This window comes from Amycolatopsis ruanii (assembly GCF_003385175.1).
Lineage (GTDB): Bacteria > Actinomycetota > Actinomycetes > Mycobacteriales > Pseudonocardiaceae > Amycolatopsis_E > Amycolatopsis_E thermalba.
This window is the reverse complement of sequence record NZ_PQHY01000081.1, coordinates 1-22733: the sequence shown is the minus strand read 5'-3', so window position 1 is coordinate 22733 and position 22733 is coordinate 1. Positions and strand designations below refer to the sequence as shown.

Genomic DNA, 22733 nt, shown 5'->3' with positions numbered 1-22733 from the left:
GACCGCCCACTCGGGTCACGCGTTGCCGCGCGCCGCGCTGATGTCACCGAGCGCCGATGACGGGTCGCGCTCGATCGCGGCGTCACCGACCGACACGACACCCACCGGCTGGTCGTGGTCGACCACCGCGATCCGCCGCACGGCGTGCTGCCGCATCCGCTGGACGGCGGCGTCGGCCGGCTCCTCCGGGCTCGCGGTGACCAGCTCGCCGCTGCACACCTCGCCCAGCGTGCAGCTCGCCGGGTCGTCCTTGTCCGCCAGCGCGCGAACCACCAAATCGCGATCGGTCACGATGCCGGCCAGCCGGTCGCCGTCGCGGACCAGGACGTTGCCGATGTCCTTCTCCCGCATGGCTTGCGCGGCCTGCCGCACCGGGGTGTCCGCGGACAGCGTCACCGGGTTGCGGGTCATCACGTCGCGCACGAGCTGCGCCATGGTTTTCCGACCTCCTCGCAGTGGGTTGTCATCCCTTCCCCCGATGCCGTTCCCCGATCGGGGCCGCCGAAACCGGCTACCGTGGACGAGAGCACTTCACCGGAGCAGGAGGACGCGCCCGTGACCGACGCCTGGCACCGCCCGTTGCGGCACATCAAGGGCAGCGAGCTGACCGGCGACACCGCGCAGACCAGCGGGATGCGCCGTCTGGAGGCCGTGTCCGGCAAGACCGCGGGCTCGGAGAAGGTCTGGATGGGCGAGACGCACGTGGGCCCGCACACCAATTCCGGTGACCACCACCACGGTGAGGCCGAGACGGCGATCTACGTGAAGTCCGGGCACCCGGTGTTCGTGTTCGCCGATGGCGACGAAGAGATCCGGCTGGAGACCGAGCCAGGCGACTACGTCTTCGTGCCACCGTGGGTTCCGCACCGCGAGGAGAATCCCGGCGACGAGGACGCGGTCGTGATCATCGCCCGCAGCAGCCAGGACGGCATCGTGGTCAACCTGCCCAGCCTCTGGTCTCCGGTGGACGAACCGGATTCCTGAGCCGAGCCGGCTCAACCCCACTTCTCCGGGCTCTGTTGGGCGCCACCCCGGCGCCACGTATGATCCTCGCCAGCGTCAAGCAGCCGGCGCCCGCGCCGTCCGAACGGCGGACGGCACCACAGAGGCGAAGGGCTTGACGATGAACGAACTCCGGCGGATACATCCGCGCTCATCCGCAGTGGGAAGGCTCCGGTTCTGATCCTCCCCGGATCCCGGATCACCCACCCCATCACGGCACCCGTCCCCCGCTCGCTGCCCGCGCGGCGGTCCGGCGGCATGCCGGGCAGCGCACACGCGGAGAGAACCGACACATGACCAGACCCGAGCGGCCCGCGCCACTGGCCAGACTCGACGACGTCACCCTCGCACTGGAGAACCTGCGCGTCGGCCTCGACGACGAGGAGCCCCTCGACGCGGTACTGCGGCGGCTCGCCGAAACCGCGGTGAACGCGATCGCGGACGCCGACGCGGTCAGCGTCACCCTGCTCGACGACGCCGGCCCGCGCACCGCCGCCATCACCGACGACGAGCTGATCGGGATCGACCAGGCCCAGTACGCGGCGGGCGACGGACCGTGCCTGCTCGCCGTCACCACGCGCGAACCGGTCCGCGCGATGTCCAAACCGGACAGTGAGGGCTGGGCCGAGTTCGCCGCCGCCGCACAGGATCGCGGGGTCCTGACGTTCCTCGCCGTGCCGTTGCTGCTCGGCAGCGGCACCCGCGACGGCGACGAGCTGGTCGGTTCGCTGAACCTGTACAGCCGGATCGACGGCGCCTTCGACCCGTTCGACCAGAAGCTGATGCGGTTGTTCACCGGCGCCGCCTCCGCGGCCATCAGCAACGCGCGGCGCTGGTACCACGCGCGCCAGCAGATCCGGCACCTGGAGAACGCGCTCACCTCGCGGGCCGAGATCGACCAGGCCAAGGGGGTGCTGATGGCGGTGCACGGCATCAGCGCGGCCGAGGCGTTCGACCGGCTGGTGGACCAGTCGCAGCGGCAGAACATCAAACTCCGCCAGGTGGCCATCGATCTGCTGGAATCCGTGCGGTCACGCTGAGCCCCGGTCAGCCGCGGCGCATGGCGACCCGGGGCCACCGGTCCAGCCCGCGGGCGGCCTCCCGCGCGCGGATCCGGCGCAGCCCCGGCGTCAGCTCGTCCCCGGCCAGCCGCACGAAGCCGCACCGCTCGTAGTACGGCGCGTTCCACGGCACCTCCGCGAACGTGGTCAGCGTGAGCGCGGGGAAACCCGCCCGCGCGGCCTCCTCGATCAGCGCCCGCCCGATGCCGCGCCGCGCGACGGCGGCGTGCACCGACACCTGCTCGATGTGCAGCGCCCCGTCCACCGGCTCCGCGACCAGGTACGCCACCGGCTCCGGGTCGGCGGCCACCCAGGCGAACGGGTAGCGCGCCAGGTCCTCCGGCGCGGGCAGCTCGTCGTCGGCGATCTCGGGCATCCCGACGTCGCGGAAGCACTCCCCCGCCGAGCGTTCGATCTCCGGCAGCCGGTCGAAATCGGCCGCGGTGGCCGTCCTGATGCGCATGGCGACCAGTGTGACCGGGTATCGCCAGATCGATGACACGAATTTTGTCCCCCTGGTCCTGGTTCTCGCGGGCGCTGCGCTTCCCCGGGCGCGAGCGCGAGGCGATCGTGCAGGCGCTGAAGATGGCGCTCGCCGCGGTGCTCGCCTGGCTCGTCGCGCGCCTGGTGATCCCGTCGCCGCAGTCGTTCATCGCGCCGTACGCCGCGGTGTTCCTGATGACCGCCACCGTCTACCGCTCGCTGACCAACGCCGCGCAGCAGACGGCCGCGCTGCTGCTCGGGCTGGCCGTCGCCTACGCCGCGGCCCACCTGATCCCGCAGCCGGTGCTGGCGCTCGCGGCCGCGGTGTTCGTCGGGATGCTGCTCGGCCAGTGGCACCGGTTCGGCAGCAGCGGGATCTGGGTCGGGGTGACCGCGTTGCTGATGATCTCCTACGGCACCGCAGGGAACCTGCTCTACCTGGCCGAACGCATGGCCGAGAGCGTCCTCGGCGCGGCGATCGGGCTCGCGGTGAACACGGTGATCCTGCCGCCGGTCCACCTCCGGCACACCCGCGACGCGGTGACCGCGCTCGCCGCCGAGGTGCGCGACCTGCTGCGCTCGATCGCGGGCGACCTGCGCGACGAGTGGGACTCCGACACGGCGTCCCGGTGGCTGCGGCACGCCCGGCGTCTCGATTCGACGGTGCGGAAGGCCGACGAGGCGGTCAGCTGGGGGCGGGAGAGCGTGCGGTTCAACATCCGCTGGCTGGTGCACCGCCGCCGCGGCCGCAGCCCCCTGCCCTCGTCCTTCGAGTCGCCGCTGAGCGTGCTCACAGAAGTCTCCGAGCAGGTGAAACGCATCACCGAGGCGCTGCTCACGGCGGCGCAGCAGGACGAGGCCGACCGCGAGTTCACCCCCGGGTACGCGCGGCTGCTCGGCCAGCTGGCGGGGGCCGTCGCGTGCCTGGACCAGACCGACGACCGGCTCACCGATCTGCCCGGCTACCTGGACGAGCTGGCCGCGCGCCACCGCGAGCTGGACGGCCGGGTGCGGCTCGACCAGGTCACGACGGTGACCCGGCAGGCCGAGGACGCCGCGCTGCTCGCGGTGGCCCGCTCGATGCGCGTGCTGGAGACGGCCGCACCGCGGTGATCACCGTCCGGCGAGCAGTTCCTCCAGCTCGCCCAGCACGTCGTCCACCGACACCGTCGCCACGAAGGAATCGTCGTGCGCGCAGCGGGGCAGGTCCTCGCGCGTGCAGTCCACGCCGCACACCGGGCAGTTCGACATCCACGAGATCAGCACCCGGTGCCGCGACCGGCCGAGCGGCCCGGCGTTGACCACGTTGCCCATCCAGTACACGCTGACCGTCGGCGCGCCGACCGCCGCCGCCAGGTGCCGCGGCCCGCTGTCGTTGCCGGCGAACGCCGAGCACCGGTCCAGCACCCCGACCAGCGCGGACATGCTCAGCGACGTCAGCGGCCGCACCGGCGGCCCGGCCATCCCGGCCACCCGCTCCACCAGCTCACGCTCGTCGGGCGCCCCGATCACCACCACTCCCCGGCCGCTCGCCGCGAGCTTGGCCGCGATCTCGGCGAACCGCTCCGCGGGCCACCGCCGGCGCGGGTCACCGGCCCCGGGGTGCACCACGACTACCGGCTGGGCAACCCCGTCGAGCGCCGGAGCCGCCGCCGCGCGGTCCGCGTCGGTCACCACGATCGACGGCTCCAGCTCCACCGGCCGCGCCCCGGCCAGCCCGACGACCTCCAGCGCCCGCAGCACCTCGTGCTGGTAGTAGCGGAACGGCAGCCACCGGTCCGCCTCCGCCGCGTCCGGGGTCCGCGCGCCGACCAGGTACCGCGGTTCCAGCTTGCGCAGAAAGGGATTCGAGTTCCGCCCGCCGCCGTGCAGCTGCACCGCCAGGTCGACCGGCTTCAGCGCGTCGAACCACGCCCGCTGCTCGGCCTCGTCGAACGGCTGGCCCGCGGGCTCGTGCACGTTCTCGTACGGCGGCAGCGGCCGCACCTCCGTCACCGGCGACGGGCGCCCGGCGAACAGCTCACGGTGCAGTTCCGTGCCCAGCAACACGATCTCGGCGTCCGGGTAGGCGCCGCGCAGCGCGGCCATCGCCGGCACCGCGAACAGCAGGTCCCCCAGACCACCGCCGCGCAGCACGGCGATCCTGCGCACATCCGGCCACTTCGCTTCGATCGGGCCGACGGCCGGCCCAAGCTCCGAGTTCACCACGCCCGCAAGGTGCCCGTTTCCGCAGGCAGCAAACAGAAATGTTTCGCAGCCCAAGATCCGGCTACTGGTGGAGCAGGAGAAGAAGCGGAGGTGGACATGGCAGGCGAGACCAAGGACGTGGCCCCCATCACGCCGGACCTCGTCCGGCTGCTGTCGGAGACCGCGCCCACGGTCGTGGTGCTCGGCGACGCGATCCTGGACGTGTGGCTGTCCGGCCACTGCGAACGCATCTGCCGCGAGGCCCCGGCGCCCGTCGTCGACGTGGGGGCGCGTGCCCTGTCGCCGGGCGGGGCGGCGAACACCGCGGCGAACCTGGCCGCGCTGGGCGCGCGGGTCCGGTTCGTCAGCGTCGTCGGCGACGACGAACCCGGCCGGGAACTGGCCGCGCTGCTGGACTCCCACGGCGTCGACACGGCGAACCTGCTCACCGCACCGGCGCGGCGCAGCATCAGCAAGCAGCGCGTGGTCGCCGACGACCAGGTGATGCTGCGCTTCGACGAGGGCGACCGCGACGACCTGCCCGCGGTCCAGACGAACCGCCTCACCCAGGCGCTGGAAAAGTCGCTGGCCGGCGCGGACGCGCTCATGGTGTGCGACTACGGCAACGGCCTGCTCGGCAAGCCCCTGCGGGACGCGGTGGCGCGGCTGCGCGCGGACATCCCGCTGCTGGTCGTCGACGCGCACGACTTCGAGCACTGGCAGCAGGCCCGCCCCGACCTCGTCACGCCCAACGCCGCCGAGGCCGCGCACCTGCTCAGCGTCGAGCTGCCCGAACCGGGCGAGGAGCGGGCGCGCCTGTTCGAAGACGAGCGGCGGACGCTGCTCGACAAGACCGGCGCGGCGGCCGCGGTCGTGACCATGGACCGGCACGGCGCGATGTTGCTCACCGGCGAGGGCCGCGGCTACCGCACGTGGGCCGATCCCGCGCCGGAAAGCCAGGCCAGCGGCGCCGGGGACACGTTCGCGGCCGCGCTCGTGCTGACCCGGGCCGCGGGCCTGCCGACCACGAGCTGCATGGAGCTGGCGCAGGCCGCGGCGAACGTCGTGGTGCACAAGGACGGCACGGCGATCTGCACGCCCGCCGAGCTTTCCCTGGCGCTGAGCCGGGAACGCGAGGCCGCGGTGCCCGCCGGCGAACTCGCCCGCGCCGTCGCCGCACACCGCGAGGCCGGGCGGCGGGTCGTGTTCACCAACGGCTGCTTCGACGTGCTGCACCGCGGGCACATCACCTACCTCAACGAGGCCAAGCGGCTCGGGGACGTGCTGATCGTCGCGGTCAACTCCGACGAGAGCGTGCGCCGGCTCAAGGGCGCGGACCGGCCGGTGAACACGGCGCAGGACCGCGCGGCCGTGCTGTCCGCGCTCAGCTGTGTGGACCACGTCGCGGTGTTCGAAGAGGACACCCCGATCGAGTTGCTGAAGCTCCTCGAGCCGCAGCTCTACGTCAAGGGCGGCGACTACACGGAGAACATGCTGCCCGAGGCGCCGACCGTGCGCGCCTACGGTGGCGAGGTCCGCGTGCTCGGCTACGTCGCGGACCATTCGACGACATCGGTCATCGAGAAGATCCGGACCTCGGCCCCGGTCGGGGAGGGCGCGTGAGGGTCGACGTCCTCATCCCGACGCGCGAGCGGCCCGCCGAGCTGGCCGTGACGCTGTCCGGCCTGGCCGCGCAGGACTTCCCGGACTTCGCCGTGCACGTGGCCGACCAGTCCGATGGGGACGCGTCCTACGACTCCCCACCGGTCCAGGCGATGGTGCGGGTGCTGCGGCACCGCGGGCACCCGGTGCACCTGAGCCGGAACCTGCCCCGGCGCGGGCTGGCACAGCAGCGGAACCACCTGCTGGACCAGTCCAAAGCGGACTACGTGCTGTTCCTGGACGACGACGTGTGGCTCGAACCCGGGGCGATCACCCGCCTGCACTCGGCGATCACCGAGCTGGGCTGCGGCATGGTCGGCAACGCCGTCACCGGACTGTCCTACCTGGACGATCGGCGGCCGGACGAGCTGGAGCCGTACGAGGAGTGGGAGGGCAGCCCCGAGCCGGAGCAGATCACGCCCGGCACGCGCGAATGGCAGCGCTGGACCCTGCACAACGCGGCCAACCCGACGCACCTGTCGGAGCGGGTGTGGCACCGTCCGAAGTGGACAGCCTACAAGGTGGCCTGGGTCGGCGGCTGCGCGATGTTCGACCGCGAGGCGCTGGTGAACGTCGGCGGGTTCGAGTTCTGGCAGCAGCTGCCCCCGGAGCACTGCGGTGAGGACGTGCTGGCCCAGATGAAGGTCGCGGCCAAGTACGGGGCGGCGGGCATCCTGCCCACCGGCGCCGTGCACCTGGAGTCACCGACCACGGTGGTGAACCGGGACACCGAAGCCTACGACGTCGTTCCCCCGTGAGGATCATGAGCGAGCCCGTTTCCGAGCAGCGCCTCCGGCTCCGCGACGCATTCCTGAGCCGGGCGGCGGACGAACTCTTCAAACACGACGAGCGGTTGCGTGGCCTCGACCTCGGGGTCCGCTTCGACCGCGGCGTGGCGCACCTGACCGGCGAGGTCGGCGAACGCGCGCACCTGGACACCGCGCGCGAGCTGATCGGGCGGCTGGACGGGGTGTTCGCCGTGTGGGACCGCGTGCGGGTCGGCGGGCGGGACCCGCTGATCCTGGACCTGGGCTGCGGCGGGCAGAAGCAGTACCCGGGCAACCTGGGCGTGGACCTGGTGACCACCCGCGAGGTGGACGTGGTGGCCGACCTGTCCGGGCCGCTGCCGTTCGCGGACTCGTGCGCGGACCGGGTGTTCCTGGTGCACATCCTGGAGCACCTGATCGACTTCCTGCCGCTGGTGGACGAGGTGCACCGGGTGCTGCGGCCGGACGGCATCGCCTACGTGCTGTCCCCGTGGTGGCGCTACGTGAACGCGGTGGCCGATCCGACGCACGTGCGGCTGCTGGACGTGCAGACGATCAAGGGCATCTGCCGGCGGCCGGGGTCGTCGCGCACGTGGTTCCCGCTGCACGCGGGCTGCGACGGGGCGAGCATCTTCGCCGAGCTGCGGCCGGTCAAGGACGGTTCGGCGGAGGAACCGGACGCGGGACACATGTCCCGATTCTTCGACTGAGTGACCTGACTCGCACCGGCGCCCTCCCGTCGGCGGGGGTGGACCGCGCGATGCCTACCGTGACCCGCATGACGACCCACAGGATTCCGGCGGGTGCGATCAACCTGTGGCCGGAGCAGCCCGAGAGCACGACCCGGACCGGCGGCACCGAGAACCGCGGGCTGGTGTGGTCGGCGCTCTGGCAGCACGACGAGACCGAGCAACCCACCTCCGACGCGCAGTCCTGAGCGCCGCGTCCCGCCCTGGCCTGGTCCGTGGCCGGGGCGCGGGCAGGTGGCGCATCAGGGACGCGGACGGTTCGGTTGACGGCTGGCGCGGTTCACCCCCGGCCGCGACCCTCTTCGGCTGCGGCTCAGCGGTAGGGATCGGTGATCTCGCACAGCTTCTCCAGCGTCTCCCGCAGCTGGGTCAACCGCCGCTTGCCCACGTGCTTCTCCCACTCGGCCTCGATCCGGGCTATCTCGGCTTCCGCGTGCGGTACCGCCTCGCGGGCCTTGTCCGTGCCGTGGATCAGGCGCGCCCGGCCGTCGCGCGGGTCCGGCATCCGCTGCACGTACCCGGCCCGCTCCAGCTGGTCGACCAGGAACCCGGCGGTCTGCTTGGTCACCTGCGCCGCCTCGGCCAGCTCCGTCAACCGGCTGCCGCCCGGGTTGAGCCGCTGCAACAACCGCGCCTGCGCGAGCGTCAGGTCGAACCCCGCGGCGCGGATCGCGTCCATCACCCGGTTCTCCAGGTGCCGGTACGGGATGTAGAGCAGCAGTCCGGTGTTCACGCCCGCTCCTTGACGATAGTCAGAGGCTTTGATTAAAGTAGTCAGACTATCTTACCACTTTCGGGCGAGGTTCCCATGGACCACAACGACAAGTGGCTGGCGATCGACGCGGAGCGCACGCGGCTGGCCGACCTCTTCGAATCCCTGACCGACGCCGAGCGGGCCCACCCGTCGCTGTGTGACGACTGGACCGTCCACGACGTCGTGACGCACGTGGCGCTGGCCCCCTACCTCAGCGTCGGCGCCGCCCTCAAGGCGGCGATCCGGGCACGCGGCAGCTTCAACCGCATGGTCCACGACCTGACCAAGCGGGAGGCGGCGCGGCACTCACCGGCCGAGGTGGTGGACATGCTGCGGGGCGCGATCGGCGTCCGCCGTCTCGCGCCCCGGCAGTCCCTCGACAACGCGCTGATGGACGTGCACGTCCACACGCAGGACATCGCGATGCCGCTCGGCAGGCGCCTGCCGATGCCTGCCGACGCGGCGGTCGCGGCCGCGGACCACCTGTGGGACATCGGTTTCCCGTTCCACGCCCGCAAACGCCTGGCCGGCCACCGTCTCATCGCAACGGACGCCGACTGGAGCGCGGGCGAGGGCGCGGAGGTCCGCGGTCCGATCCAGGCCCTGGTCATGCTGCTGGCCGGCCGCACCGCGACCATCCCGCAGCTGACCGGGATCTAGGCGGCGCGGTTCTCCCGGCCGCGCTCGACGGCGGTGAGCCCCCAGCCGAGCGCGATCATGCCGACCCCCAGGGCCAGGTGCAGCCAGTTGTCGGCGTTGTTGAGCGGGACGAAGTTCGCGCCGCTGTTCTGGTCGATCACCAGCCCGTAGACCCACAGCAGCAGGTACACGAAGCCGCCCAGCACCAGGAAGCCGCGCGCGCCGCCCGGCGTGCGGGCCAGTGCCAGGCCGACGATGCCGAACAGCAGGTGCACGAGGTTGTGCAGGATGGACACCGCGAAGACACCCAGCAGCATCGCGCGGGAGTGGTGGCCGGCGAAGGTGAGGTCACCGTAGTTCGTCGTGATGCCCGGGATGAACCCGAGGATCCCGACCAGCAGGAACACGGCGGCGACGATGGTGGCCGCGGCCTGCACCGGCCTGCGAGCCGTGGTCGCGGTTGCGGAACGCCCGGTCATGACTACTCCTTAGGGACGAAGTGACCCCCGGATAGCCCCCCCGCAACGTTTCGAAACCAGTTCACGCGCGGCGGCGGACGAGATTCATCGCGACGAGACCCGGCACGACCTGGCCGTCCTGGTTGAGCAGCTCGCCGCGGGTGTGGACGAGCCCGCGGTCCGCCTTGGAGCGCGACGCCCGCGCCGACAAGGCTGGCGTTGCGGGAGCGGTAGTGGTCGGCGAATCTGCAGGCCCGCGGTGTGCCGGCCGCTGGCGATGAGCCCGCCGAACGGCCCCGCGCTCGCCCACTCCGGCCCGGAGCGCTGGGGCACGTCAGCGAACGACCGGGCGGTGGCTCGTTCCGACAGCACTACCCCTGGCCGCAACCCGCGGCCCGCCCCGCCCGGCGTGGACGAGCCCGTGGTCCGCCTTGGAGTGCGACGCCCGCGCCGACAGGATGGTGGCGCGCAGCCGCAGCGAGCCCGGCCGCACCGGCGCGGGCAGGCGCAGCCGTCCACGCCGGGCGAAGCGAGGCTGGCGTTGCGGGAGCGGTAGTGGTCGGCGAATCTGCAGGCCCGCGGTGTGCCAGCCGCGCTGGCGATGAGCCCGCCGAACGGCCCGCGCTCGCCCACTCCGGCTCGGGGCGCTGGGGCGCACGTCAGCGAACGCCCGGGCGGTGGCTCGTTCCGACAGCACTACCCCTGGCCGCAACCCGCGGCCCGCCCGCACGCATCGACAGCCCCAGGCGTAGCTCACCCGCAGGCCCCCGGGCCGCCGTTCACCCCGCCGCGGCCTGCCATCCGGCCGGGAACGGGCTCAGCGCACCGGCCGTCCGCCGGTACCCCGGGTCAGCGGGCGGGGCTGCTCAGCGCGTGCGCGGCCGCCAGCGCCTCCGCCGTCTCCGCGGCCATCCGTCGCACGTCGAAGTCCTCGACGGCCTTCTCCCGGGCCGCGCGGGACAGCTTCCGCCGCAGCGCCACGTCCGTGCTCACCCGGTCCAGCGCGTCCGCCAGGGCTCGCGCGTCCCCGGGTGGGACGATCATCGCCGCGCCGGCCAGCTCCGCCACCGTCTCCCCGACGGCCGTCGTCACGCAGGGCAACCCGTGCGCCATCGCCTCCAGCACCGCCAGCGACAACGTGTCCCGCCGCGACGGCAGGCAGAACACGTCCAGCCCGCGCAGGAAAGCGCTCACATCGCGCAACCGCCCCAGGAAGCGCACCGGCAGCCCGCGCGCCCGCTCCGCCAGGTCCCGCACGTCGCCGGCGACCAGCACCCGCACCTCGCGCCCCCGCCGCCGCAGCGCCGCCACCGCGGGCAGCAGGTCCAGCCCCGTCACCCCGCCGATCGCGCCGATCACCACCGGTGTCCGGTCCGACGGGCCGACCGGCTCCGGCGGCACCTCCACACCCGGCCGGATGCGGGTCACCCGCTCGGCCGGCGTGCCCAGCTCCCGCAGCCTCGCCTCGACGATCCGCGACGGCGCCAGCGCACCGGCCAGCCGCCGGTAGCAGTCCCAGACCGCGCTCGACGCCGGCGCGCCGCCGGTGCGGTGCAGCGTCGCCACGGTCGGCGCGACGGCCTCCGCGGCCTGCAACGCGGCCAGGTTCGCCCCGGCGTCGGCCAGGTTGACGTGCACGACGTCCGGCGAAAGCGCTCGCAGCGCGTCCTCGATCTGCGGCGCCCACACGCTGCGCACCGCCGGCGCCACGATCTGCTTCGGCACCCGCTCCGGGAACGCGCCGGCGAGACCGTCGCCCACGACGATGCTCGGCGCCACCCACGGCGGCAGGAACCGCAGCAGCCGCCGGACGTAGACCTCCGCGCTGCCGAACACCTCGTTGTCCACCACCAGTGCCACGCTCAGGCGTCGCATCGCCACCTCACGTAGTCGGCATATCGGACAGTTACCCGTTCCGTGATCAGGCACACCTAACCGGCCGGTCAGCACCCTGACCGATCGGTTAGCATGGTCGTTGTGGAACACGTGACATGCTGTGTAGTAGGCGGGGGCCCGGCCGGGATGATGCTCAGCGTCCTGCTGGCCAGGGCCGGAGTCAAGGTGACCGTACTGGAGAAGCACGGGGATTTCCTGCGGGACTTCCGCGGGGACACCGTTCATCCGTCGACGCTGCGCCTGTTGGACGAGCTCGGCCTGGGCCAGAAGTTCGCGGCGGTGCCGGGCCCCGAACTGACCGAGATGCGGATGCGGGTCGCCGGCGAAACCGTGGTGGCGGCGAACTTCGGCCGCCTGCCGGGCCGGCACAAGCACATCAGGATGGTCCCCCAGTGGGACTTCCTGGACCTGCTGGCCTCCGCCGAGCCGCTGGACCTGCGCATGAACACCGAGGTCACCGGTCTGCGCCGGACGAACGGCCGGGTGACCGGCGTGACCTACCGGGACGCCGACGGCGAGGGTGAGCTGTCCGCGGACCTGGTGGTCGCGTGCGACGGCCGGGATTCCCTGGTGCGCCGGGAGGCCGGGCTGCGACCACTCGAATTCCCCCTGCCGATGGACGTGTGGCAGGTGCGGATTCCCGCGCCACCGCACGAAGAGCGCGACGGCCGGGTGTTCGGGGTGTTCGGGAACGGGCAGGTCGCGGTGACGATGGACCGCGGCGAGTACCACCAGACCTCGTACCTGATCCGCAAGGGCGAGGACGCCCAGCTGCGCGCCCGTGGCCTGGAGTGGTTCCGCGGACGGCTCGCCGAACTGTTCGGCTGGGACGCCGAGGTGCTGGCCGACATCCGGTCGTGGGACGACGTGAAGCTGCTCGAGACGTCGATGGGCCGGCTGCCGCAGTGGTACGTCGACGGCCTGCTGTGCCTGGGCGACGCCGCCCACACCATGTCGCCGGTGGGTGGGGTCGGGGTGAACCTCGCGATCCAGGACGCCGTCGCGGCCGCCCGGATCCTGGCCGGGCCGCTGTCTGCCGGCCGGGTGTCCACACAGGACCTGGCGAAGGTCCAAAAGCGACGCGAGTTCCCGACGCGGGTGGCGCAGCGGGCGCAGCTGGGCGAGCACGAGATGCTGCTCAAGCCCGCGCTCGACGGCACCCTGACCCGCGTGCCGCCGCCGCTGCGCGCGGTACAACGGATCCCGGCGCTCGCGGTGGTGGCCGCCTACCTCGGCGGGATCGGCGTGCGCCCGGAACGCGCACCCGCCTTCGCGCGGCGCTAGGTGTTGTGGCTTGTGAGGTTGTGGACGGCGTGTTGGGTTGATTGTGGGGAGGGCCTCGGGGCGGAGTGGGTGTTGTGACGCATCCACTACCAGCCCTGGAGGTCCTCGATGGGTCACGCTGACGCACGCACCACGGTGCATGCCCGGCAGTTGATCGTGCAGCGTTGGCTGACCGTTCCTCCCGCCCACATCACAGCCCCACCCGCCTGCCTGTACCGAAGCCGCGATCCTGGCGTTGCGTCAGCAGTGCCATCGGGGTGCGGTGTTCCTCGCTGGGCAGCTCGGGCTGGTGGCCTCCACCGTCGGTCGTGTCCTGCGCCGGCACCAGGCGCCACCCCTGTCCACGCTCGACCCGATCACCGGGATGCCGGTGCGGCGGCGGCATTCGTGCATCCGCTACGAACGCCGTTCCCCGGGCGAGCTGCTGCACATCGACATCAAGAAACTCGGGCGAGTGCCTGACGGCGGCGGCTGGCGGGTGCACGGCCGCAGCGAGCAGGTCCGCGGCCGCGGTATCGGCTACGACTACCTGCACGTCGCCCTCGACGACCACACCCGCCTGGCCTACGTCGAAGCCCTGCCCGACGAACGCGACACCGCCGCCGCCGCCTTCCTGCACCGCGCCGTGGCCTGGTTCCGCCACCACGGCATCACCGTGCTGCGAATCCCGACCGACAACGCCCTGGCCTATCGCCGAGGCACCTGCTGGGCCGCGGTCTGCACCGCCCTCGGGCTGCGCCGCCGCTACATCAAACCGGCTGCCCCTGGACCAACGGCACAGCCGAACGCTCCAACCGCACCCTGCTCACCGAATTCGCCCACGCCCAGCCCCGGACCTCCCACACCCACCGCCCGGCACCCTTGCCCGCCTGGATCCAGCACTACAACACTGAACGCGCACACTCCGCCCTAACAGGCCACCCACCCATCACCCGACCGCCCTGACCCTCCACAACGTGCCAGGTCACAACACCTAGCTGCCGGGCCTGCGCGGAGGCGGCCTGCCTTCCCGACCGCGGGGTGCGGCTGCTACGCCCGCCCTACCGCACCCCGCGCGCGCAAACCGGTCCAGCAACTGATCGAGCCGGGCCAACACGATCCCTGATCGCCTACGGCCGCGCCACCGCCTTCGCGCGGCGCTGGTTCCCGCACTGGTGTGAAAGGACCTTCCGGCGAGGTAGGCGAATGCGCCCCCGGCTAGGAGATCGCCGCCAGGACGAATCGCTCCAGCTCGTCGGCCGCGTCGTCCAGGTCCAGCTCGGGGTGCGCGAGCCAGTGCGACACCACGCCGTCGATCGCGCCGCCGATCGCCAGCGCGACCGTCCGAGTGTCGAACTCGCGCAGCTCCCCGGCGCGCTGCCCGTCCTCCAGCAGGCCGGCCAGCACCTGCCAGCGGCCGCCGGCGTCGTGCGAGCCGGGCGCCTTGAGCCTCGTCCCGTTCGCGTCGTCCAGCAGCACCTCGGTGATGAGCCGGACGTGCCGCCGGTGCGCCGACTGGTACCCGATCATCGCCCGCACGTAGGCCGTGACCGCGGACCGCGCGTCCGGCTGCCCGTCCACCCGGTCCCGCACGTAGTCGCCGAACTGCCGGAACACCTGCTCCAGCGCCGCCTGCGCGAGGTTCTCCTTCGACGAGAAGTGGTACAGCACCGCGGCCTTGGAGATGCCGGCCGCCTCGGCGATCGCGGACAGTGACGTGCCGCGGTAGCCCTTGCTGGAGATCAGGTCGATGGTGCACTCGATGATCTGCTCCCGGCGGGCACGCTCGGTGAAGGTCATGGGCCGGGACATGCCCCGATCCTAGAGGTTGCCCGCTCGCCCCGGGGGTATCCGGCCGGAATGCTGAGTTCGATCCTGCGGGGCGCCGCCGCCGGGGCGGCCGGGGCCACCGCGCTCAACGCCGCGACCTACGTCGACATGGCCGTCCGCGGGCGCCCGGCGAGCTCGCTGCCGGAAGAGGCGGTCGAGAAGATCGCGCGCACCCTCGGGGCCGGGATCCCCGGCGACGAGGAGCGCAAGCAGGCCAGGGAAACCGGTCTCGGGGCGCTGCTCGGGCTGGTCACCGGGACCGCGGTCGGCGCGGCCTACGGCGCGGCGCACGGCGCGGGCTGGCGGCCGGACGTGCTCCGCGGCGGCCTCGCGGCGAGCGGAGCCGCGCTGGTCGCCGCGAACGGGCCGATGACCGTCCTGCGCATCACCGACCCGCGCCGCTGGAGCGTCGCCGACTGGATCAGCGACCTGGTCCCGCACGTGGCCTACGGGTTCGTCACCGCCGCCACGTTCGCCGCCACGGTGCGGAAACGCCGCCGCTGACCCACCCGTCCGGGGGAGGTGTATGCGGAACGGCCCGGGGGTATTCCGGCGGCAGGGTTGGATCCGGGGAGGGACACCATGGGCAGGCACCGCATCGACGACGCCGGCACGGACCTGAAGTGGGGCGGTCCGGCCCTCGTCACCGAAGCCCGGCACGTGGCCCGCAGCAGGCACGCGCGGCCCGAGGACGAACCGGCGACCCAGCAGCTGGAAGGCGCTCTCACCGGAGAGGTCGCCGTCGCCCCCTGACCGGCGGACAGCGCAGCCGCGAACGGATTCCGCCCGTTCGTGTCGGTTAGTGCGAATCGGGATCGGGTACTGCTCCGGCCGTGAGACCAGAGGTGGTCGTGGTCGGGCAGATCGCTCGTGACCTCGTCCTGCGCGTGGCGGACGACCGGGCGGCCGGCGAGTCGGCGGCGGTGCGCTCACGCGACGAGGTGCTCGGCGGAAAGGGCGCGAACCAGGCCGTCGGCGTCGCCCAGCTCGGCGTGCCGGTCGCGTTGCTCTCGGTGGTCGGCGACGACCGCGCCGGGCACGACCTGCTGACCCACGCCGCGGCCGACCGCATCGACGTCTCCCACTGCGTCGTCCGCGAGCACGCCCGCTCGGCCCTCATCGTCAACGTCGTCGACGACCACGGCCAGTGGCGCTACCTGGAGGACGTCCCCGAGGACGTCCTCGTCGCCGAACACGACGTGCTCGCCGCGGCGGGACTGCTGCGGGACGCGCCGTCGGTCATCCTCCAGCTGCAGCAGCCGGCCCGCACCGCGATGACCGCCGCCCGCCTCGCCCGCGAGGGCGGCGCCCGGGTGGTCCTCGACGGGGTCCCGGCGGACCGGGACCTGCTGGCGTGCGCGGACATCCTGCGCGCCGACGCCAGGGAAGCGGAAATCCTCACCGGACGGCCCGTGGCGGACGTGGCCGAAGGGGTCAAGGCGGGCGTGATGCTGCTCGCGCACGGGCTCGATCTGGCGGTACTGGAAGTCGCCGGCCACGGCAACGTGTTCGTCAGCCGGGCCGGCTACGAGTTCCACCCGCACGGCGACGCGCACGTCGTCGACACCACCGGTGCGGGAGATGCCCTGGTCGCGACCCTGACCTGCGCGCTCGCGCGCGGTCAGGACCTGCGCACCGCCGCACGGGCGGCGGTCGCGGCAGCGGCGAGCACCACCGAACACGCCGGGGGCCGACCCCGGCTGAACCCCGGCATCCTCGAGTCGCGGAAGCAGTCATGACCCTCAGCCAGCCCCGACCGGCCACCCGAATACTGATCGCCCCGGACCGCGCCGCACCCCCGGTGCCGTGCGAGGAATGCGGTTACTCCGCGCTGCGGATCGCCAAGCTCGTCAACGAGGCCGATGAGCCGTTGGCGACCTTGCTGGTCTGCACCAACTGCCGGACGCACACGCCTCTGCCGGAGTTGCCTGAGCCGCGGCGGCCGTAGGCGTAGCCGCTACGCGGGTGGCTGAAGAGCGCCGGCTTCGCTTCGCTACGCCCGGATTGGTGCCCTCCCGAACCCGATCTTTCAGTGTTCGGTTGCCGAGAAGCGGCGTCAAGGCGGGAAAGAGTACCTTGACCTCGCTGCTCGGCAACCGATTTGGCTGGGGATCGGGTTGCGGGAGAGGGGTGGCTCGGGGGGTTGTTGCTTGCGTTGCCGGGTGGCGGTGTCGTTGTCAGGTGGCTCCGATTGGTGCGTGTAGTGGTACCACCGCACTGGAGAAGTCGCAGAACAGGAATGCGTCGTAGCGGCGGTCCAGCCTGGTGGGGACGTAGTTTCCGAGCTTTTCTCTCGTCGGGTCGTACACCACGCCGATGGCCCGGTGGCCACGCACCTGCCGCGTCCACTCGCCGGCTTCCTCAAGTAAGAACAGTGAGTCGGCATCAGGCACGGCCTCGTGGAGCAGTGACTCGACGCTGTCCTCCCGCGCGGGCGGCACCGGCATGTCTCCGGCGGCGCGCCCCAGTGCGAACCCGCCATCACGGTGCCCCGGTGCGTGCCGAAGCCCACCGCGAACGACTCCTCCGGGTGACGCTCCCGCACCAGCTGCCCGACGTTGAGCATCCCCGCCGCGGCCATGTCCGTCGCCCGCGCGTCGCCGATGTGCGTGTTGTGCGCCCACACCACGGCTTTCGCCGAGGGGCCGTACGCCTGCGTCAGCCGGTCGAGCGTGTCGGTCATGTGCTCGTCCCGCAGGTTCCACGATTCCACGTCACCGCGGACCATCGTCCGGTAGTACCGCTCGGCCCCGGCGACGATCTCCGCGTTCTGCCGCGCCACGAACGCGGGGTCCAGACCAGGCACCTCATCCGTCTCCCGCATCGACGCGAGCAGCCGCAGCACGTCCCGCTCGCAGTTCTCCGGCACCAGCCGCGTGGAATACGCGTAGTCGTGCGGGTCCTCGGCGAACGGCTCGAAGCACCGCATCGCCGACAACGCCGTCTCCACCTGGCCCGGCTGGTGCTCGCGCAGGTACCCCAGGATCTCCCGCAGCGAGTCCCACAGGCTGTAGACGTCCAGGCCGTGGAACCCCACCGGCCGGTCGCCGAACCGCGCCGCGTTGTACGCCGTCAGCCACCGGGCGAACTCCACGACGTCGTCGTTGGCCCACATCCACCGCGGCCACCGGTCGAAACCGGACAGCACCGCCTCCGGATCCCCGCGCCCGCCCGCCACGCAGCAGTGCAGGCGGTGGCAGTCCGGCCAGTCGCCCTCGACGGCGACGAACGAGAACCCCCGCTCGACGATCAGCCGCTTGGTGATCTCCGCGCGCCAGCGGTAGAAGTCCGCCGTGCCGTGCGAAGCCTCCTCCAGCAGCGCGTACCGGGCGTCACCGATGCGGTCGATCAGCGGGTCGAGGTCCTCCACCCGGCCCAGGCCGATGGCGTCCGCGCGCGGGGTCAATACGAAAGCTCCTTCGCGGCGGCCTGGGCGGTGGCCAGCTCCTGGCACAGCCGCACCGTGACCTCCTGCGCCCTGGCCAGCGCGGCCGTGGCGTCGAACACCGAGGTGATCAGCGTTTCGTAGCCGCCCTGATCACCCGGCACGTCCAGATTGCCCAGCCACAGCTGCCGTTCCAGCCACGTGCCCAGTTCGGGCAGGCTCCGGGCGACGTTCTGCGAGAGCAACTTCAGCGATCCGAGCACCCGGTAGATCTCCGCGGCCCCGTCGATCCCGGTGTCGCCGCCGACACCGGAGGCGCGGTGGTACAACCCGCGCGTCGCCAGCTGGGCCTGTTCCGCCAGCCCACCGCAGCTGGCCGTCACCTCACTGTTCCGTGACACGTCCATGTTCGCCGGTCCCCTGTCTCACGCCGGTCGTAGTGCTTCAGCCTTCCCGGTCACCGCCGAAACCAAACCGTGTCGGCCGAAACGTTCAGTAACGGTTCGGTGCGGGTAGGTGGTTGCGGGGGATTCGGACGAGAGGGGAGAGGTGCGATGGCGTCGACCGTGTGGCTGGGCCGGTTCGAAGGCATCCGGGTGGGTCTGCATTGGAGCGTCTTCGGCATGGCCGCGGTGCTGGTCGCCGCGCTCTCGTTCACGCAGTGGGCGCCGCTCGCCCCCGGGCAGGGGGTGTTCGCCTACGGCGTGGCGAGCCTGATCACGGCGGCGCTGTTCGTGGTGTCGCTGTGCGCGCACGAACTCCCGCACGCCCTGGTCGCGCGCCGGTCCGGCCTGGAGGTCCGCGAGGTGACCCTGTGGCTGCTCGGCGGGGTCACCCGGCTGCGTGGCGAACCGCGCTCGCCCGGGGTGGAGTTCCGCGTCGCGTTCGCCGGGCCGTTGATGAGCCTGCTGCTCGCCGCGATCTTCGGTTTCGCCACCTGGATGACCTCCCCGATGGGCAACTCGCTGTCCGGCGCGGTGCTCGGCTACCTCGCGGTGCTCAACCTGGTTCTGGGTGTGTTCAACCTGATCCCGGTGGCGCCGCTGGACGGCGGCCGCGTGCTGCGCTCGATCCTGTGGGGCGCGTGGAGCGACCGGCACCGCGCGACGCTCGGCAGTGCCCGGGCGGCCCGCGTCCTCGGCTTCGTCGTGTGCGCGTTCGGCGTGCTCACCCTGCTGCGCGGGCCGATCGGGCTCGGCGTGTGGCCGTTGTTGGTCGGCCTGTTCATCGTCCACCTGGCACTGGCCGAGGAACGCGACGCCGAACTGGGCACCAGCCTGGCCGCCATGCGGGTGCGCGACGTGATGACGATGCGCCCGGCCACCGCGCCCGCCGCGACCACTGTGGCGACCTTCCTCCGCGACCACGCCATGCTGCGCCAGCATTCGGCCTATCCGCTCGTCGACCCGGTCGGCCGGTTCGCCGGGCTGGTCACGCTGACCCGCATGCGGGCCGTGCCGCCGGAGCAGCGCCCCAACACCCTGCTCGGCGAAATCGCCTGCCCGCCAACGGAAATCCCGCGCGCCACCCCGGACGAGCCGTTGCTCGCGCTGCTGGCCCGGATGTCCGGGTGCGCCGACGGCCGGGCGCTGGTGTTCGACGCCGACCGGCTCGTCGGGATCGTGTCGCCGTCCGACATCAGCCGCGCGGTGACGCTCCGCGGTCTGGGCGTGGACTGGCACGGCGGCGCGGACGTCGCGGTCACGCGGAGCCCGTCCAGTCCGCCGCTGGGCCGCCCGGCGACGCAGCGCTGGCCGTGAGTTTCGGCACGCGCGAGCACGGGAATCCGATCAGCGATGAGCCACGAAAACACCCAGCGGGACGTCCGGCGCCTGGCCGGCCGTCTCGTGGACGATCTCGGCAGGCAGGACCTGACCGCGGTGTCCCGCGCGCTGCCCAGGATGATCGGCGCCGACGCACCGGAGGCGGGTCTGCTCCGGCCGCTGTGCGCCGAGCTGGTCACCGTGATCGCCCGCGAGGTGCGGGCCCGCGCGGCACCGGAGGGCGCCGACCTGTTCACCGTCGAGCTGTCCGACGAGGGCGACGCGGGCGTGCCGATCGACGAGCTGCAGCCACCGCTGCGGGCCGTGCTGCGCGCCGTCCTCGCCGAGCTCAACCACGACACCGACGGGGTGGACGCGCAGCTGGAGTTCATCGCCGGGGACCCGGATCCGTGCGGGCAGATCGACGCGCTGATCCACCTGGTGTCCTGGGCCCACGACCTGCCGCGCACGTGAGCGGCGCGTGGTGGCGGGACGCCGTCATCTACCAGGTCTACATCCGCAGCTTCGCCGACGGCAACGGCGACGGTGTCGGGGACCTGGCCGGCATCCGCGCGAAACTCCCCTACCTGGCCGGTCTCGGCGTGGACGCGCTGTGGATCACGCCGTGGTACCCGTCCCCGATGGCCGACGGCGGCTACGACGTGGCCGACTACCGCGACATCGACCCGGTGTTCGGCACGCTCGCCGACGCCGAAGCGCTGATCGGTGAGGCGCACCGGCACGGGTTGCGGATCATCGTCGACATCGTGCCCAACCACACCAGCTCGGCGCATCCGTGGTTCCGGGCCGCGGTGGCCGCCGGGCGTGGTTCGCCCGAGCGGGAGCGGTACGTCTTCCGCGACGAGCCGAACGACTGGCGCAGCGTCTTCGGCGGCCCGGCGTGGAGCCGGGTCGACGACGGCCAGTGGTACCTGCACCTGTTCGACGCCTCGCAACCGGACCTGAACTGGGACCACCCGGAGGTGCGCGCCGAGTTCCTGGACGTGCTGCGGTTCTGGCTCGACCGCGGGGTGGACGGGTTCCGCATCGACGTGGCCCACGGCCTGGTCAAGGACCCGGCGCTGCCCGATCTCGGCCTGGACCACGAGGGCCTGGTGGAGCCGCCGGACCGCAGCGACCACCCGCACTGGGACCGGCCCGGCGTGCACGAGATCTTCCGGTCCTGGCGCGAGCTGGCCCGCCACTACGGCGACGACCGGATCTTCGTGGCCGAGGCGTGGGTGGACAGCCCGCGGCGGCTGGCCCGGTACGTGCGGCCGGACGAGCTGCACACCGCGTTCAACTTCGACTTCCTGCGCTGCCCGTGGGACGCGGGCCGGCTGCGGTCGGTGATCGACTCCAGCATCGGCGAGCTCGCCGCCGTGGGTGCGCCGGCGACCTGGGTGTTGTCCAACCACGACGTGAAACGGCACGTCACGCGGTACCGCGGCGGGTTGCCGCGGGCGCGGGCGGCACTGTTGATGATGCTCGCGCTGCCCGGCGGGGCGTACCTGTACCAGGGCGAGGAGCTGGGCCTGGAGGAGGTCGAGGACCTGCCCGAGGAGGTGCTGCGGGACCCGACGTGGGAGCGGTCCGGGCACACCAAACGCGGCCGCGACGGGTGCCGGGTGCCGCTGCCCTGGTCTGGCGCGGAGCCGCCGTTCGGGTTCTCCAGCGGCACGCCGTGGCTGCCGCAGCCGGCCCACTGGGCGGCGAAAACCGTGGCCGCGCAGGAGAACGATCCGTCTTCGATGCTGTGCCTGTACCGGGACGCGCTGCGGATCCGCAAGGAGCACCCGGCTTTCGGTGACGGGGCACTGTCGTGGTTGGACAGTGCGCTGGACGTGCTGGCCTTCCGCCGCGAGCCGGGGGTGGTGTGCGTGGTGAACCTCGGTGCGGTGCCCGTGGCGCTGCCGCCGCACCGGAAGATCCTGCTGGCCAGCGGTGACCCGGCGGAGGACCTGGCCCCCGACTGCGCGGTGTGGCTGTCAGCGTAGGTGCTGGCGGAGCTGCTGACAGGCGTCCTCGCAGCTGCGGCAGGCCTCGGCGCAGACCGCGCAGTGCTCGTGGTGCCCGGCGTGCTTCTCGCACTCCTCGGCGCACGCCCGGCAGGCCTTCTCGCACAGGGCGAGCAGCTCGGAGGCGATCCCGGCCGGGTCGCCGCGCCGGGACAGCACGCGGGCGGTCGCGGCGCAGATGTCGGCGCAGACGGCGGTCAGCTTGACGCACCGGACCAGCGCGGCCGGATCCGGTCCGGAGAGGCAGGCGTCCCGTTTGCCCGGCCGTCGCGGGGGTAGGTCTTGGCACATGTCCGAACTACCGCTGCCCGAATACGACGAGCTGCCCCTGGCCTCGCTGCAGCACCGGATCCGGTCGCTCGACGAGGAGCAGCTCGACCAGCTGATGTCCTACGAGCTCAAGCACGCCAACCGGCTGCCGGTGCTGGAGCTGATGCGCGTGCGCAAGCAGCAGCTGCACGAGGGCGCCGAGCCCTCGCACGGCGAGCACACCGAGATCCCCGAGGTGAGCGGCCACGCGGGCGGCTCCCCGGCGAGCCGGCAGACGGCGGCCGAGCCGAACACGCCGCTGCGCCACGGCGTCGCGGACCAGACCCCCCACCGCGGCCGCCGCTAGGGGCTTCCGGCGCCGGCCACGTGCGCGTTCCGCGGGTGGCGGCGCGGGGAGCGCCGCCACCCCGTGCCGCCCCCTAGTGTCCTGAGTCGTTAATTCGAGTTCAGCTGTAGGGTGCGGCATGCCGAATCCGAAGCTGCCTGAGTTGGCCTTGTCCGTTGATGAGGCACAGACGTTGCGGAACTGGGTGCAGCGGCGGAAGA

28 protein-coding genes and 2 pseudogenes are annotated in these 22733 nt (G+C 72.5%); 19 read left to right on the top strand and 11 right to left on the bottom strand.

Features of this window, described 5'->3' with window-relative positions; genetic code table 11:
* Positions 1 to 15 precede the first annotated feature (15 nt).
* Complete coding sequence (locus tag D0D28_RS29940) at positions 16 to 435, bottom strand: CBS domain-containing protein (protein ID WP_094006113.1); 420 nt, start codon at positions 433 to 435, stop codon at positions 16 to 18.
* Positions 436 to 555: 120 nt separating this feature from the next.
* On the opposite strand from D0D28_RS29940, the gene D0D28_RS29935 reads away from it, so the two are divergent.
* Positions 556 to 984 carry a cupin domain-containing protein gene (locus tag D0D28_RS29935; protein ID WP_094006197.1) on the top strand — a complete coding sequence of 143 codons (429 nt, stop codon included), beginning with the start codon at positions 556 to 558 and terminating at the stop codon, positions 982 to 984.
* A 311-nt stretch (positions 985 to 1295) separates the two neighbouring features.
* On the top strand, positions 1296 to 2042 hold the full coding sequence (locus D0D28_RS29930; protein ID WP_116114351.1) for a GAF and ANTAR domain-containing protein: 747 nt from the start codon (positions 1296 to 1298) through the stop codon (positions 2040 to 2042).
* Between the two features lie 7 nt (positions 2043 to 2049).
* Here the strand turns inward: D0D28_RS29930 and D0D28_RS29925 are convergent, their stop codons facing one another.
* Positions 2050 to 2526, bottom strand: coding sequence for a GNAT family N-acetyltransferase (locus D0D28_RS29925; protein ID WP_205413395.1), 477 nt, complete (start codon positions 2524 to 2526; stop codon positions 2050 to 2052).
* Between the two features lie 32 nt (positions 2527 to 2558).
* On the opposite strand from D0D28_RS29925, the gene D0D28_RS29920 reads away from it, so the two are divergent.
* Positions 2559 to 3659 carry an FUSC family protein gene (locus tag D0D28_RS29920; protein WP_116114349.1) on the top strand — a complete coding sequence of 367 codons (1101 nt, stop codon included), beginning with the start codon at positions 2559 to 2561 and terminating at the stop codon, positions 3657 to 3659.
* On the opposite strand, the gene D0D28_RS29915 is transcribed toward D0D28_RS29920, so the two are convergent.
* On the bottom strand, positions 3660 to 4697 hold the full coding sequence (locus tag D0D28_RS29915; protein WP_240323418.1) for a glycosyltransferase family 9 protein: 1038 nt from the start codon (positions 4695 to 4697) through the stop codon (positions 3660 to 3662).
* A 153-nt stretch (positions 4698 to 4850) separates the two neighbouring features.
* On the opposite strand from D0D28_RS29915, the gene rfaE2 reads away from it, so the two are divergent.
* The 4 genes from rfaE2 to D0D28_RS36355 all read left to right on the top strand — a co-directional run bounded on the left by rfaE2 (position 4851) and on the right by D0D28_RS36355 (position 8099).
* The gene (gene rfaE2, locus D0D28_RS29910) at positions 4851 to 6356 is read left to right on the top strand and encodes a D-glycero-beta-D-manno-heptose 1-phosphate adenylyltransferase (protein WP_116114363.1); all 1506 of its coding nucleotides are present in this window, start codon (positions 4851 to 4853) and stop codon (positions 6354 to 6356) included.
* The gene (locus tag D0D28_RS29905; RefSeq protein WP_116114345.1) at positions 6353 to 7153 is read left to right on the top strand and encodes a glycosyltransferase family 2 protein; all 801 of its coding nucleotides are present in this window, start codon (positions 6353 to 6355) and stop codon (positions 7151 to 7153) included. The genes rfaE2 and D0D28_RS29905 overlap by 4 nt, the downstream gene beginning before the upstream one ends.
* A 5-nt stretch (positions 7154 to 7158) precedes the next feature.
* Positions 7159 to 7872 (top strand): methyltransferase domain-containing protein, encoded by a 714-nt coding sequence (locus tag D0D28_RS29900; RefSeq protein ID WP_116114343.1) that lies wholly within the window; start codon positions 7159 to 7161, stop codon positions 7870 to 7872.
* 68 nt (positions 7873 to 7940) lie between these two features.
* The gene (locus D0D28_RS36355; RefSeq protein WP_167481443.1) at positions 7941 to 8099 is read left to right on the top strand and encodes a hypothetical protein; all 159 of its coding nucleotides are present in this window, start codon (positions 7941 to 7943) and stop codon (positions 8097 to 8099) included.
* Between the two features lie 125 nt (positions 8100 to 8224).
* On the opposite strand, the gene D0D28_RS29895 is transcribed toward D0D28_RS36355, so the two are convergent.
* Positions 8225 to 8644 carry a MarR family winged helix-turn-helix transcriptional regulator gene (locus tag D0D28_RS29895; protein ID WP_094006107.1) on the bottom strand — a complete coding sequence of 140 codons (420 nt, stop codon included), beginning with the start codon at positions 8642 to 8644 and terminating at the stop codon, positions 8225 to 8227.
* A 75-nt stretch (positions 8645 to 8719) separates the two neighbouring features.
* Here D0D28_RS29895 and D0D28_RS29890 point away from each other — a divergent pair, with 75 nt between their 5' ends.
* Positions 8720 to 9325 (top strand): maleylpyruvate isomerase family mycothiol-dependent enzyme, encoded by a 606-nt coding sequence (locus D0D28_RS29890; protein WP_116114341.1) that lies wholly within the window; start codon positions 8720 to 8722, stop codon positions 9323 to 9325.
* Here the strand turns inward: D0D28_RS29890 and D0D28_RS29885 are convergent.
* The 3 genes from D0D28_RS29885 to D0D28_RS29870 form a co-directional block, all read right to left on the bottom strand.
* A complete protein-coding gene (locus tag D0D28_RS29885; protein ID WP_094006105.1) occupies positions 9322 to 9783 on the bottom strand; it encodes a DUF4383 domain-containing protein in 462 nt (153 codons plus the stop codon). The two genes, D0D28_RS29890 and D0D28_RS29885, sit on opposite strands and share 4 nt — an antisense overlap.
* Before the next feature lie 61 nt (positions 9784 to 9844).
* On the bottom strand, positions 9845 to 9973 hold the full coding sequence (locus tag D0D28_RS37425) for a hypothetical protein (RefSeq protein WP_275895931.1): 129 nt from the start codon (positions 9971 to 9973) through the stop codon (positions 9845 to 9847).
* 638 nt (positions 9974 to 10611) lie between these two features.
* The gene (locus tag D0D28_RS29870; protein ID WP_116114361.1) at positions 10612 to 11637 is read right to left on the bottom strand and encodes a glycosyltransferase family 4 protein; all 1026 of its coding nucleotides are present in this window, start codon (positions 11635 to 11637) and stop codon (positions 10612 to 10614) included.
* A gap of 102 nt (positions 11638 to 11739) precedes the next feature.
* Between D0D28_RS29870 and D0D28_RS29865 the strand changes: the two genes are divergently transcribed.
* The 3 genes and pseudogenes from D0D28_RS29865 to D0D28_RS37725 all read left to right on the top strand — a co-directional run bounded on the left by D0D28_RS29865 (position 11740) and on the right by D0D28_RS37725 (position 13887).
* Positions 11740 to 12942: an FAD-dependent oxidoreductase gene (locus tag D0D28_RS29865; RefSeq protein WP_240323417.1), complete on the top strand. Its 1203-nt coding sequence runs from the start codon at positions 11740 to 11742 to the stop codon at positions 12940 to 12942.
* Positions 12943 to 13306: 364 nt separating this feature from the next.
* Positions 13307 to 13648, top strand: a pseudogene (locus D0D28_RS37730) (DDE-type integrase/transposase/recombinase); the annotation flags it as partial.
* Positions 13573 to 13887 carry an integrase core domain-containing protein gene (locus D0D28_RS37725; RefSeq protein ID WP_430732411.1) on the top strand — a complete coding sequence of 105 codons (315 nt, stop codon included), beginning with the start codon at positions 13573 to 13575 and terminating at the stop codon, positions 13885 to 13887. The pseudogene D0D28_RS37730 and the gene D0D28_RS37725, both read left to right, overlap by 76 nt.
* Positions 13888 to 14139: 252 nt before the next feature.
* Here the strand turns inward: D0D28_RS37725 and D0D28_RS29855 are convergent, their stop codons facing one another.
* Positions 14140 to 14733, bottom strand: a complete 594-nt coding sequence (locus tag D0D28_RS29855; RefSeq protein WP_116114337.1) for a TetR/AcrR family transcriptional regulator — start codon at positions 14731 to 14733, stop codon at positions 14140 to 14142.
* 48 nt (positions 14734 to 14781) lie between these two features.
* On the opposite strand from D0D28_RS29855, the gene D0D28_RS29850 reads away from it, so the two are divergent.
* The 4 genes from D0D28_RS29850 to D0D28_RS35885 all read left to right on the top strand — a co-directional run bounded on the left by D0D28_RS29850 (position 14782) and on the right by D0D28_RS35885 (position 16699).
* On the top strand, positions 14782 to 15255 hold the full coding sequence (locus tag D0D28_RS29850) for a hypothetical protein (protein WP_094006102.1): 474 nt from the start codon (positions 14782 to 14784) through the stop codon (positions 15253 to 15255).
* A 78-nt stretch (positions 15256 to 15333) separates the two neighbouring features.
* Positions 15334 to 15504: a hypothetical protein gene (locus D0D28_RS36350; RefSeq protein ID WP_167481593.1), complete on the top strand. Its 171-nt coding sequence runs from the start codon at positions 15334 to 15336 to the stop codon at positions 15502 to 15504.
* Positions 15505 to 15584: 80 nt separating this feature from the next.
* Positions 15585 to 16490, top strand: coding sequence for a PfkB family carbohydrate kinase (locus D0D28_RS29845; protein WP_240323416.1), 906 nt, complete (start codon positions 15585 to 15587; stop codon positions 16488 to 16490).
* Positions 16487 to 16699 (top strand): hypothetical protein, encoded by a 213-nt coding sequence (locus D0D28_RS35885; protein ID WP_143266202.1) that lies wholly within the window; start codon positions 16487 to 16489, stop codon positions 16697 to 16699. The genes D0D28_RS29845 and D0D28_RS35885 overlap by 4 nt, the downstream gene beginning before the upstream one ends.
* A gap of 229 nt (positions 16700 to 16928) precedes the next feature.
* Here the strand turns inward: D0D28_RS35885 and D0D28_RS29840 are convergent.
* Positions 16929 to 18121, bottom strand: a pseudogene (locus D0D28_RS29840) (erythromycin esterase family protein).
* A 32-nt stretch (positions 18122 to 18153) separates the two neighbouring features.
* Entirely contained in the window at positions 18154 to 18543 is a 390-nt protein-coding gene (locus tag D0D28_RS29835) for a hypothetical protein (RefSeq protein ID WP_094006099.1), read from the bottom strand.
* 147 nt (positions 18544 to 18690) lie between these two features.
* Here D0D28_RS29835 and D0D28_RS29830 point away from each other — a divergent pair, with 147 nt between their 5' ends.
* From D0D28_RS29830 to D0D28_RS29820, 3 genes are read left to right on the top strand one after another with little or no spacing between them, the layout of a single operon-like run.
* Positions 18691 to 19896, top strand: a complete 1206-nt coding sequence (locus tag D0D28_RS29830) for a site-2 protease family protein (protein WP_116114333.1) — start codon at positions 18691 to 18693, stop codon at positions 19894 to 19896.
* Positions 19897 to 19932: 36 nt separating this feature from the next.
* On the top strand, positions 19933 to 20373 hold the full coding sequence (locus D0D28_RS29825) for a hypothetical protein (protein ID WP_094006097.1): 441 nt from the start codon (positions 19933 to 19935) through the stop codon (positions 20371 to 20373).
* Entirely contained in the window at positions 20370 to 21896 is a 1527-nt protein-coding gene (locus D0D28_RS29820) for a glycoside hydrolase family 13 protein (RefSeq protein ID WP_116114331.1), read from the top strand. Before D0D28_RS29825 ends, D0D28_RS29820 begins: the two co-directional genes overlap by 4 nt.
* On the opposite strand, the gene D0D28_RS29815 is transcribed toward D0D28_RS29820, so the two are convergent.
* Positions 21888 to 22208: a four-helix bundle copper-binding protein gene (locus tag D0D28_RS29815; protein ID WP_116114329.1), complete on the bottom strand. Its 321-nt coding sequence runs from the start codon at positions 22206 to 22208 to the stop codon at positions 21888 to 21890. The genes D0D28_RS29820 and D0D28_RS29815 overlap by 9 nt on opposite strands.
* Here D0D28_RS29815 and D0D28_RS29810 point away from each other — a divergent pair.
* Positions 22207 to 22533 (top strand): hypothetical protein, encoded by a 327-nt coding sequence (locus tag D0D28_RS29810; protein WP_094006095.1) that lies wholly within the window; start codon positions 22207 to 22209, stop codon positions 22531 to 22533. The genes D0D28_RS29815 and D0D28_RS29810 overlap by 2 nt on opposite strands.
* Positions 22534 to 22733 lie beyond the last annotated feature (200 nt).